We start from the raw sequence: 11,895 nt of genomic DNA, 5'->3' as shown, positions 1-11,895 counted from the left end.
ACCTTTCAATACACAATTTTCTAACCAACAGGCAACTGTGATTTTTTACTAGCCACCTGAATATCCACAACTAAAACTACTACTTTGTCAAGCTAAACGCCCCGACAGCAGATTCATCTGTTGCAAAAATTTTTGTTAAGCCTTTGAACCTGAACGTTGAGCCTTTGAGCTTGAACGTTGCACCTTTGAACCTGAACGTTGAGCCTTTGAGCTTGAACGTTGCACCTTTGAGCTTGAATGTTGAGCCTTTGAACCTGAATGTTGCACCTTTGAGCTTGAATGTTGAGCCTTTGAACCTGAACGTTGAGCCTTTGAGCCTGAATGTTGCACCTTTGAGCTTGAATGTTGCACCTTTGAGCCTGAAACTTTAAGTTTGATTGTTGACCAATGACTAAGGCAATGCGCTTGGATTAACGCTAAAAACCATAAACTGCGTAGGTTGGGTGGAGGAACGAAATCCAACATTTTCGCGTGTTTGTTGGGTTACACTACGTTCCACCCAACCTACGATTATCCTTAACTCGAAGTTGAGTCTTTAAAGCTGAAAGTTGAGCCTTTTAGCTTGAAACCTTAAGTTTGATTGTTGACAAATGACAAATGACCAATAACTAAATCCAAAAATAAGCCAGGATAAGAGTCAGCACAGTTAGCGGCAGACCAAAACGTAGATGTTCCCAGAATGACAATTGATAACCAAGTTTTGCGACAGCTTCCGCAACAATTAAATTAGCAACTGAACCTAACAAAGTTAGATTACCTGCTAAGGTAGATCCTGCTGCTAATAGTAACCAGGTTTTTGTGTCTGGATGGAGAATTAAATGTTGTAGTAATAATACTGCTGGAACATTAGAAACTAAATTTGAAAGCAGAGCAGTAATTCCTAATATGTTCAGGGGATTGTAAACTAAACCGCTAAATAAATTCAATATTCCTAACTTTTCTACTCCAGCAGTCACAACAAACAGTCCAGAAAACATCACAAGTAAATCCCAATCAACTTTATTTAAAACTCGTTGCGGTTTAACTCGTCTAGTAATGAAGAGTAAACCAGCAGCTACAAGTGTTGCTTGGGCTGGGGGTATCCCAATTAAGAATGCAATTAATAATCCTCCTGTTATCAATAGGCTTTTAGTAAGCAACGGTTTAAATATGCGGTAACGCGCGGGGGTTACACTCGGACAAGACTTAGTAGAACGGACATCAGGATAAAGCCACCACAATAACCCAATTTGGATCAACAAACTTACCAATGCGATGGGAGTCAATGCTTTTGCAAAATCGAGATAGCTGATACCAGAGAAGGAACCAATCAAAATATTTTGCGGATTACCACTTAAGGTAGCCACTGAGCCTAGATTAGTTGCTCCCGCCAAGGCAAGTAAGTAAGGAATTGGATTGAGCTTCAAAGTTTGGGTTAAACCGAGAACCAAAGGAGTAAAAATTAGAGCGATGGTATCATTTAGAAAAAAAGCTGAGAGAATTCCACTACCGAAAGTTAAAACAATCAGCAAACCCAAAGGGCTACGGGTAAAGTGCGTAACTGTATCAAGGGTTAGTTGAAAAAAACCAGCGTAAGCTAAGTTTGTGCTGATTACCATCATGCCAAACAGGAAAATCAGCGTTTTATAGTCTATCGCTTGCCATGCTTCTTTGAGGTCTAATACCCCAAATGCCATCAGCAAAGATGCACCAACTAAAGCAATACTGGCTCGGTTCATCCGCAAACCAGGGATATATCCTAAACCCAAACCTATATAAGTCAGTCCAATGATGATGTATCTAAAAACAATCATGATTTCGCTAAATGCTTTTGATTAAGTAGTCATTGGTCATTGGTCATTGGTCATTGAATTTTAGTGCATATCTCGCTTCTTGTGGGTGGAAAAACTTGTCTTTTATGGGACTAATTCAAGCCATGTTAAAGAGTGGACGTGTTTATTTTTGACTAATGACTAATGACTAATGACTAATAATTAATGACTCCCGGAAGCCGTTTGATGTGATGCTTTTCTATTAACTCCTGTTTTTGTTTCAGGTACACAGAACCAAAAAACTGCTAAAGCCACAACTGCGATCGCTGCTAAAATCAAAAAACCAACATTGTAACCAGCACTTTTAACCACAAACCCAGCCAAAATGTTGCTCAAACCCGCACCAACGCCAATGGCAGTATTGAGCATCCCTTGGGTAAGATTAAAGCGTCCCGTACCTTTAGTAAAATCAGCTACCATCAACACGGAAAGCACACCAAAAATCCCGCCTGCAATACCATCCAGAATTTGCACAGAAACGAGAAAATAGGGATTGTCCGAAAACGTATACAGCACTCCTCGAATCGGTAAGACGGCAAAGCCAAGCAGAAATATGGGTTTTCTAGCTGTATGTGCGAAACGCCCAGCCAAGTTAGACACTGGAATCATGACTAACTGAGCCACAATAATACAAGCAGACATATAAACTGTGTCACTTGTCCCTTTTCCCTGTGCCAATTCTTGACCGACTAGCGGTAACATAGCAGCATTGGCAAAGTGAAACAAAACTACTGCAATAGTAAAGAATAAGATTTTGCGATCGCTCAATAATTGCAATATGCCTTCAGATGGCTGCTGATGTTTTTCATTATCCTCCTCTTGGCCTTCTTCGCCCTCTTCACTATCTCCACGCGCTAATTCGTGGTCAATCTCTCTTTCACGAATCATCCTCACCGAAATAATACTGCCCACAGCCATAGCTGCAACCAGGAAAAATATTGCCTTGCGTGCAATAAAGTAACCTACTAAACCAGCGAGAGTAGCAGCTAGCAGATTTCCTGTATGGTTAAATGTTTCATTACGACCTACTCGCCTATCTAATTTCTCATGTCCTACGAGTCCCAGAGTAATAGCAGTAATCGCAGGTGGGAAAATTGCAGCAGCAATCCCAATCATAATCTGAGAGCCGATGACAACAGGCAAAATGGGGAACAAGCCCATAGCAATACAGCCGATAGAAACAAACACAGCCGCCAGGACAATCAACATCCGTTTTTGACGTAGCCTGTCAACCAATGCACCAGCTGGTGTTTGAGCAATAACTGTGGCAATTGACGAAGCTGACATCGCCAATCCAATCTGGACAGGGTTCCAATTTGCTGAAGCTTTCAAGTAAATACTCAAATATGGCCCAACACCATCGCGCACATCTGCGAGAAACACATTTAAGTAATCAAGCGCTCGCAAACTCTTATTACTCGGTTTTCGCTGTTTTTGCATAAGTCTTTAGTGATATTTTGTGAGCTATGGAGAGGTCACAATACTCTTGTGCAAAAATCGTGCCAAATCAATGGGCATCTGGCGAGAAAACTCTTACGAGTGCATTTACAGAAACTGAGTTAAGCAATATTTCATCAACGGGATCAGATTCAAGCAAAAAAAATATAGTCAGTCTTCTAGTTATGTCAGAGTCAGCGTCTCTTTATCCCAGGAATTAGGATTGGTCAATAGATAACTATAGAGTTCAGCTTTTTTGGGAATTTTAACTCTATCCGGGGTAAGCTGTCGCGCAGAGATTAGCGACAATTATTTTGAAAGGAAATTATGCAAGAGTCTGTGATTTATCAAGATATCCTTCAAAAAGGAAGACAGCAGGAAGCGCTAGCACTGATAAAATGCGAACAATTGCAGAAATTAACGAAAAAATCAGCCGCAAACGTGCGGTAGTACTGACAACTGAAGAGTTAAAAGCACGAGTTGTAGAAATCGGTGTTACTAAAGCTGCTAAAGAAGTAGATGTAATTACCACTGGTACGTTTGAGCCGATGGAATCAAGTGGTGCAATTATTAATCTCGGACACACCGATCCACCGATAAAAATTCGTCGTTGCTGGTTAGATGGTGTGCCAGCATATTCTGGTTTTGGGGCAGTAGATTTATACTTGGGTGCGAGTTCTGCTGTAGAGACGACGGACGGGGAAGAAGTGCGAGAACGTGGTGGCGGTCATGTAATCGAAGATTTAATCGCTGGTAAAGCCATACATGTAAAAGCGCAAGGACAAGTCACTGATTGTTACCCCAGAGCAAATTTTGAAACTACAATTACCAGTGAAACGATTAATCAGTTTTATTTATTCAATCCGCGTAATCTTTATCAAAATTTTATTGTCGGTGTAAATGGTGGCGATCGCCCCCTCTTCACCTATCTCGGTCCTTTACAACCGCGTCTGGGAAATGCTGTTTATTCTAATCCCGGTGCTATTTCCCCCTTACTCAACGATCCCGATTTGCAACTCGTTGGTATAGGGACTCGAATTTTTTTAGGCGGCGGTGTTGGCTATGTCGCTTGGGAAGGCACTCAGCACTTCCCCTTACAAAAACGTTTAGCTAATCGTACACCGATTGGGCCTTCCGCCACTTTAGCTTTAATTGGTGATGCCAAGCAAATGGATGCTCATTGGGTGCGGGGTTGTTACTTCAAAAGTTATGGCCCCTCATTGATGTTAGGCGTTGGTGTCCCACTCCCTGTATTAAGCGAACAAGTCGTTGAACACTGTGCCGTCCAGGATAAAGACTTAGTAGCCCCAATAGTGGATTTTTCTATTCCCCGGCGGGTTCGTCCCACCTTTGGTTTGGTGAGTTACGCCCAACTCAAATCTGGAAGGATCGCTATTGAAGGCAAAGCAGTACGCTCTGCCCCTTTAGCGAGTTTGTTTTTTTCTAGACAAGTCGCCCTAGAATTGAAAAAGTGGATTGAAGCAGGGACGTTTACCCTTACAGAACCTGTTTCGCCAATTCCAATGGAGCGATCTTTTCTACCCCAAGACCGTCGGACGGATTTTTGATCGTGGGGATTGGGGACTAGGGACTGGGTAATAGGAAAGAATAATTCCCAATCTCCAATCCCCAATCTCTACTCTTGAGTTGGTTTTGGTCGCTTGATAATAGGCTTGGGAGCAGGCGTTTTTGGTATAGGTTTTGACACCACAGATATGTCGCTGCCTGTGCCTGTTTTCTTGATAGGACGAGGGGTTTCGCCACTGCGTCTGGGGGGGAATGGTTTTCTACCACCAGCACCAGCACCACCGCCACCGCCAGCACGAGGGCCACCTCTGAATGGTGGTTTGCGTTTTTTGGGCAAGTCAGCGATCGCTTCAGCTTTTTCTACTATCAAAACGTCAGCTTCTCGCTTGGCTTGAAAGTCCCAGAACTTTCCTACTGCTTTGGTCGTCAGGACACCCCTCAATTTCAATTTGAAATACTTGGGTTTGTCAGTTGGTTTGCGTGCAGCCTGCCTAATTTTGACTACTAAGCTCTTAGCATCAAAAGATTGGTATACTACCTCACCACGAACAGAAAAACCACCATCTGTTACTTCTGATGAGGGGATCGCGGGAATTGTGCTTAATTCAGAACTTTCGGATAAGCCATCATCGGGTGTCTGTGACTCTTGCAACTCTAAATCTAACTCGTCTTCATCTGTTGAGTTTTTAGCGAGATTTTCTGGCTCCCAAACTCCGACGATTTGGATGTGCAAGGTGTCATTTTCTTGTCTGGTACGTGGATATACTACCCACAAGTGTTCTTTTTCTAAATCTAGGTGATTCTTGACTAAGCTCATAATCCGGCCTAGGAGGACGGCATTGAGTTCTACACCATCTGTGGTTAGCAGCGTACCTTGAGTAAATTGTTCGCTGCTAGCATGATAGCGACCCCGGACTAATCCGATCGCTCGATACTGCATCGGTTCGCTGGGAGGCGGAATCGGTTGCTGTCGATTGGCTAAGTTGCCATTTGAGTCAGTCTCACTGGGGTTAACAGGCGAATTTTCAACTTCTTTAGAGGACTTAGCTGCTATGCGAACATTAGCGGCTGCCTCTATATTAGTTGGGCCCTGGTTAGAGGCAGAAGAATTGGAGGATTCAGGCAACGGCATCAGGTCGGAATTCATAAAAACTCCTTGCGGCGGAGACACATCCCATTGTGGGATTTTATAAAGGTAGCTGAAAAGAGCATTTGTGCGACTGATGAAAGTATATTTGCTTTTCACAAAGTCACACTAGGATACTCTATACAATCCTAAAGGCGCTAAATTTAGTGTTTGTACATTAAACGTGTAATTTAGCGCCCTGACACTAGTTTCGGAAGCATATCATAGCTACAATTCTGACGGCTCCTCCTAAAGTCATCACTTACTTTAGCAGTGTAGATAGTTAATTGTTATAAAATTCACAGGCAATTGGCGGTATTCCGCAAAGTTTTGGAAAATTTTAACTTTACGATTTATGTAAATGATAATGTCATTAGAGTTCAGGAGAAAGACAAAACTGTGTTTCAAACACGCAATCGCTGGATGGTTCAAGTTGTCTTGGCGCTGGCAGTTCTTGCTTTTGTGGGTGTTTCAGTGATTCCTATAATTGGAGCATTTAATAATACGCCACCCTCAAATCAGAATACCGCTAGCACCAGAGGCACTTTGCCCTCCTCTGACCAAAAATCAAAACTGGAAGACGAAGTACGGGGTTATGAACTGGTTTTGCAAAGGGAACCAGAAAATCAGACTGCCCTTAAGGGCTTATTGCAGGCGCGGCTACAACTATTGAGTCAAAAAGAAAAAAGTGAAATTAAACCAGCTGATATCGAAGTTGTTATTGAACCCCTAGAAAAGCTAGCCAAGCTAAATCCCGAACAGTCAGAATATTCAGTGCTACTGGCTCAAGCGAAACAGCAAATAGGCGATCGCGAAGGAGCCGCTCAAGCTTATCGCACGATTTTGTCCACAAAACCGGGCGATTTAAAGGCTTTGCAAGGAATGGTCGCTCTGTTAATCAGTCAGCAACGCCCGGAAGCAGCTATTGGTTTGCTGCAAGAAAGCCTCTCGAAAGCAGCTCAAGCAAATACAATTCAGCCGGGAAGTGTAGATATAGTAGCCGTGCAAGTGCTGTTAGGTTCTGTTCATGCTTCCCAGAAACGCTATGCTCAAGCTAGCTCTGCTTATGACCAGGCAATTAAGAAAGATCCTAAAGATTTTCGCCCTGTTGTGGCAAAAGCGATGCTCCTGAAACAACAGGGCAAAAACGCAGAGGCAAAATCTTTATTTGATAGTGCCGCAGCTTTAGCACCTGCTCAGTACAAAGACGAAATTAAAAAGGCAGCAACTGCTTCCTCCATTCCTAATCGGGCTCCATCTCCCGCACCTTCATTGAAAAGTACTCCAAAGTAGGGAATTGGGAATTGAGTTGTTCTCCTTCCCCCTGCTTTCTGCTCCCTGCCCCCTTCCTTCTGCCCCCTCACGCTCCCTCAATGGCAGCAACGACACCAAAGACTAAAAATAAGCATCCACCAACAAAGGTGAGTTGACGCTCCGAAATGCGTCCGGCAATCATTTTGCCGCCGATAACTGCGATCGCAGCACAAATGGCATGTCCTAAAATTGCACCTATTGTCACTCCAATTGGATTATTACCTGCGGCTAGGGCAATGGTGGCAATTTGGGTGCGATCGCCCCACTCTGCCATAAATGTCAATATAAAGGCTTCTATGACAATTGCTAAGGGAGTCTTTTGCTTTGGTAACTCCAAATCTGCTTTTTTCACGGCAGCTTCCGCTTCTTGTACAACTTCTGTATCACAAGCGGCCGAGGACATTTTACTAGCGTCATACAACAGCTTGATACCAAAGGCAAGAAACAAAAATATTTCGGCGTAATGAATATAAGCTTTTGGCAACAAAGATACCACTTGTCCAAATAGCACCGAAATAATTGTCATCGCCGCTAAAGCAGCTGTCACACCAATAAATACCAACCGCCGTGGGTGGTGCATCGCCAAAATCACGGCAATAAAAAATGTTTTATCGCCTAATTCTGAAACTGTAATTAATAATAAACCTGCGGTAAAAGCTGTTAACACTCTCTCAAGCTCCTGAAAAATCGTTTACCGATGTGAAGCTTGATGAGAACCAAAAGACCTCACCAAGTTTACACTTTTCGGTGTGAACTTAGTGAAGGTCTCGCTTTCAAATATTGATTACTTGCCATCTGAACCAGGCTCATCGCCAGTATGTTGATTCAGATGTACTGGCTTTTTATGTTTTTTGCCAGCAGCTACTCCCCTTCAATGTGATTTTAATTATATATCTGTTACAGATTAAAGTCAAAGCAACTGGCTATATATAGCAATCCGATTTGATTTCTGAATCACTCGTAGAGGTAAGGGACTAGGATTGGGGAACTCGGGGCCCCCTCTGGGGATTAGGGGCGATGGGGACTGGGAAGAAGGAATAAAGGTGTACTGAGTTTTGTTCAAAAATCAAATATGAGTCCTATGAGGAAACTCCACCAGTATTTATATCTTTTATCAGGCTAATCGATGCTTCTTCTGTTGCCATAATCGTTTTTCCTTAAACCTTTGGATAAGAATCACAAGCAAAATTAGGCGTTGGTTGATGCTCCAATCTTCTTGCTTGCAGAGATGCGAGCGCTAAATGCCCTACGCTGTTTTACAATTCCACAGCCTCAGTAAAGATGTTGAATTTTATCAAGAAAGAATTTAGGAGTCAGTAGCCAGAATTTACAAGAAGGTTAAGCAATTGGCTAATTAATCAAGGCGTTTAACATCCTCCACTAAATATTAAATTTAGTGGACTTCAATGGTGATTCTGAATCCTCACACTAAACGTCATGATAATTTGTAATTACCCTATGCATAAATGCACTTTTTTATAGCCAGAACTTATCATATAATCTTCTCTGCTTTTCCTGAAGATTATTTCAGAGTTCTGGCTTATACAAATAAGTTGAAATGAAATAAAGCTATCAATAAATTCAGAGGTGACTTAATAATCACCTCAACCATTTTTTAGCTGGACATAATGCCGATTAATTCAAAAAAGTGGATTGATGAATCGATGAATTCTGCTCAAGGATAACGCCAAATCCTATTCCATTATCCAATTCCAACCAACTTGGCGCTTAGTTGCCACATGCGATCGCCTTTGTCATCATCGCGGGCTTGAGGAGAAACCTTTTGAACAAAGGATTTACCATCTTCTTTCTGGCGATTTCCCCAACTCCAATACACACCAGATTGATTATACTCAGGATCGGCAACCACCGCCGCAACCCTTTCTCCTGCCAACTCCTGAGACACATATCCCTTAGTGATGTACTTCTGAAATAATGGAAAGATTTTCTGAAACAGAGGATAGTGGTTTCTAAATAGGGGTGTTTCTGCAACACATCCCGGATAGAGAGAGTTGAAGACGATACCTGTTGACTCGTGATAGCGCTGATGGAGTTCCCGCATGGTTAGCACGTTACAAACCTTGCTGTCTTTGTAAGCTTTGACTGGTTCAAATTTCTTGCCATCAATCATTGAGATTGGCTCTTTAAATCCTTCTGCAAAGCCCTGCAAATCGCCCAAGTCTGGACGCGGCGGAATCTTCCCACCTAGTTCGTCTGGATTGTGGGTGACAGTTCCCAAAATTACGAGCCTTGGATCTGAAGATGACTTCTTTAGATCCTCTAACATCAGGTTGCACAAAAGGAAATGTCCGAGGTGATTTGTCGCAACACTTAACTCAAATCCTTCTGGGCTTCGCAGTGGCTCTTTTAGCAAAGGCATATAAATTGCAGCGTTGCACACTAAAGCGTCTAAAGAGTTTCCACTTGCTCGGAAGTTCTTCACAAATTGTCGAACGCTATCCATTGAGCCAAGATCGATATGCATGATAGTGTAGCTGCCCTGGTGGGGGATTCCTACAGATTGGGCTGCAAGTTGAGCCTTCGCTACATCTCTACAGGCCATTACTACATACCATCCCCTTTCAGCAAGAGCCTTGGCAGCGTACAAACCGACACCTGAAGAAGCACCTGTGATTATAACCGTTGACTTCCTATCCAGTACCATTCTATTCTGACTCTGTTAATCGCCTTTTCCTATCTTCAGGATTTTACCAAAATAATGGGTCTAAAGCCCCGCCGTTCTAGGGCGGCTTTTGGTATACTATGGTCGAAAAGGTAATTAACCACACTAAAAACCAAGAGCCGAAAGGCGAAGCACTGCACCTTGAAAATTGAACGCAAAGTTATGATGAAAAAGGTTTAAGCCAATAGAGTTTAATAGCGATATCAAGAGCGATCGCAGCAAACGCAAACCACAATAAACTTTCTGCTGCTAATACCAAAAAAGGCCAAATTGTACTGTTAGCATTCCACCCAAGCTCTATCTGAGTTAATCCCCGCACCAAGCCAAAAGCCAAAACACCACCAGCTTTGAGTTGGGGATTTTTATCTGAGCGGATGATATAACGATAGGTAACACCAAATAATAAGCCAGTAAAAGTTGCAACTACACCACCGAGCAACCAATGCCAGTTAACATGACTTTGCAGACTTGCAAGGATCTCAAAATACTTTCCTAATCCAAAAGTATTCAAGAAACTGGCAAGTATAAAAGTAAAACACATAGATAAACCTCCAACTATTCCAGCCTTGAGAGATTCTATACGTTCTACCATTAATTTATGATCTAAAGTTGAATTCACTTCACTATATATAGAAATGAGGGATTGAGTATTGGGAAAATACTTTCCCAATACCCAATATGATAAATGCTACAGCAGCTTTGTAATTAATTAAATGCTGTTATGAGATGGGAATTTTGATGATAAACTCAGTTCCCATACCTGATTGAGAATTTACATCTAATACACCTTTGTGTTTCTCTACAACTATTTCATAAGCTATCGACAGGCCAAGTCCAGTGCCTTTCCCAACGCTTTTTGTGGTAAACAACGGCTCAAACAAGCGTTTTTTAAGCCGTTCAGGAATACCAATCCCATTGTCAGCAATCCGAATTACAACCAATTTCTCATAATCTATTTCTGTTGCAATTTTAATTTGAGGAATTAGATTGCTCATTTTGCCCTCAATTATAGCTTCGTCAAGAGCATCAATTGCATTTGCTAGAATGTTCATAAATACTTGATTCATCTGACCTAGATAGCAGTTGACCTCTGGTAGTACTCCATAACTTTTAGTAATTTCAATGCCAGGACGATCGCCATTAGCCTTGATCCGGTGTTGCAAAATCATTAGTGTACTATCAAGTCCTTGGTGCAAATCAGCAGAAATTTTGGTATCACTATCCGAGCGACAGAAACTACGGAGTGAATCAGAAAGGTTCCGAATTCGTTCGCTTCCTATCTCAAGTGAATTCAAAATTTTTCCCATATCCTCAAGAACAAAATTCAGATCCAAGTTCTCAACAGCATTGGTAATTTTGGTTGTTGGGTTGGGATACTCTTGTTCGTACAGGAAAAGCAACTTGGTGATTGCAGCAATGTATTCTTCTAAGGGTGGAATATTGCTAGAAATAAAGTTAATGGGGTTGTTGATTTCATGGCCAATACCAGCGATTAACTCTCCGAGCGTTGATAGTTTTTCTTGCTGTACCAGTTTGACTTGAGCTTGTTGCAAAGCCTTGGTGCGATCGCTAACTTGTTGTTCCAACGATTCAGTCAATTGTTTTAGTTGTAAATGCACGCGCACTCTAGCAATGACTTCCTCTTGTGCAAACGGTTTAGGGATGTAGTCTACTGCACCAAGGGAAAACCCCTTCGTTTTGCTTTCCGTATCCGCCAAAGCAGTGGTGAAAATAATGGGAATGTTTTCGGTGAGAGGATTGGCTTTGAGGCGACGACAAGTCTCAAAGCCGTCAATACCGGGCATTTGGACATCCAGCAAAATCAATTCTGGTTGATTGCGTTCAGCTTGGGCGATCGCAGTTTCTCCATCGACTGCAACACGGAAACGAAAACCCTCACTATTGAGAGCTGCACACAGGACAGATAAATTTGTCGGATTATCATCCACAATCAAAATGAATCCATTACTTTGGGGTTTTATCATGTTTGTTAAAAA

At 42.2% G+C, this 11,895-nt stretch carries 10 protein-coding genes; 3 read left to right on the top strand and 7 right to left on the bottom strand.

The genetic code is table 11. From position 1 onward, the window contains the following. Positions 1-143 precede the first annotated feature (143 nt). Complete coding sequence (locus V7K42_RS23315; RefSeq protein ID WP_334919661.1) at positions 144-371, top strand: hypothetical protein; 228 nt, start codon at positions 144-146, stop codon at positions 369-371. Positions 372-608: 237 nt separating this feature from the next. On the opposite strand, the gene V7K42_RS23310 is transcribed toward V7K42_RS23315, so the two are convergent. Next, positions 609-1,793 (bottom strand): anion transporter, encoded by a 1,185-nt coding sequence (locus V7K42_RS23310; RefSeq protein ID WP_334919660.1) that lies wholly within the window; start codon positions 1,791-1,793, stop codon positions 609-611. A gap of 180 nt (positions 1,794-1,973) precedes the next feature. After that, positions 1,974-3,251, bottom strand: coding sequence for an MFS transporter (locus tag V7K42_RS23305; protein ID WP_334919659.1), 1,278 nt, complete (start codon positions 3,249-3,251; stop codon positions 1,974-1,976). A gap of 395 nt (positions 3,252-3,646) precedes the next feature. Here V7K42_RS23305 and V7K42_RS23300 point away from each other — a divergent pair, with 395 nt between their 5' ends. Further along, positions 3,647-4,816 carry a homocysteine biosynthesis protein gene (locus V7K42_RS23300; RefSeq protein ID WP_334919658.1) on the top strand — a complete coding sequence of 390 codons (1,170 nt, stop codon included), beginning with the start codon at positions 3,647-3,649 and terminating at the stop codon, positions 4,814-4,816. Positions 4,817-4,884: 68 nt separating this feature from the next. Here V7K42_RS23300 and V7K42_RS23295 read toward each other — a convergent pair whose 3' ends face one another. After that, positions 4,885-5,922 (bottom strand): hypothetical protein, encoded by a 1,038-nt coding sequence (locus V7K42_RS23295; protein ID WP_334919657.1) that lies wholly within the window; start codon positions 5,920-5,922, stop codon positions 4,885-4,887. Positions 5,923-6,300: 378 nt separating this feature from the next. On the opposite strand from V7K42_RS23295, the gene V7K42_RS23290 reads away from it, so the two are divergent. Beyond that, positions 6,301-7,194 carry a tetratricopeptide repeat protein gene (locus tag V7K42_RS23290; RefSeq protein ID WP_334919656.1) on the top strand — a complete coding sequence of 298 codons (894 nt, stop codon included), beginning with the start codon at positions 6,301-6,303 and terminating at the stop codon, positions 7,192-7,194. 67 nt (positions 7,195-7,261) lie between these two features. Here the strand turns inward: V7K42_RS23290 and V7K42_RS23285 are convergent, their stop codons facing one another. From V7K42_RS23285 to V7K42_RS23270, 4 genes are all read right to left on the bottom strand, one after another. Continuing rightward, positions 7,262-7,882 (bottom strand): TMEM165/GDT1 family protein, encoded by a 621-nt coding sequence (locus tag V7K42_RS23285; RefSeq protein WP_334919655.1) that lies wholly within the window; start codon positions 7,880-7,882, stop codon positions 7,262-7,264. 1,035 nt (positions 7,883-8,917) lie between these two features. Beyond that, positions 8,918-9,880, bottom strand: coding sequence for a protochlorophyllide reductase (locus V7K42_RS23280; RefSeq protein WP_334919654.1), 963 nt, complete (start codon positions 9,878-9,880; stop codon positions 8,918-8,920). A 178-nt stretch (positions 9,881-10,058) separates the two neighbouring features. After that, positions 10,059-10,490 (bottom strand): hypothetical protein, encoded by a 432-nt coding sequence (locus tag V7K42_RS23275; RefSeq protein WP_334919653.1) that lies wholly within the window; start codon positions 10,488-10,490, stop codon positions 10,059-10,061. Positions 10,491-10,617: 127 nt separating this feature from the next. Next, the gene (locus tag V7K42_RS23270; RefSeq protein WP_334919652.1) at positions 10,618-11,883 is read right to left on the bottom strand and encodes a sensor histidine kinase; all 1,266 of its coding nucleotides are present in this window, start codon (positions 11,881-11,883) and stop codon (positions 10,618-10,620) included. Between the last annotated feature and the right edge of the window lie 12 nt (positions 11,884-11,895).

This window comes from Nostoc sp., assembly GCF_036917455.1.
In the GTDB taxonomy this organism is placed as follows: Bacteria; Cyanobacteriota; Cyanobacteriia; order Cyanobacteriales; family Nostocaceae; genus Nostoc.
This window is presented reverse-complemented; position numbering and strand designations above follow the sequence as displayed.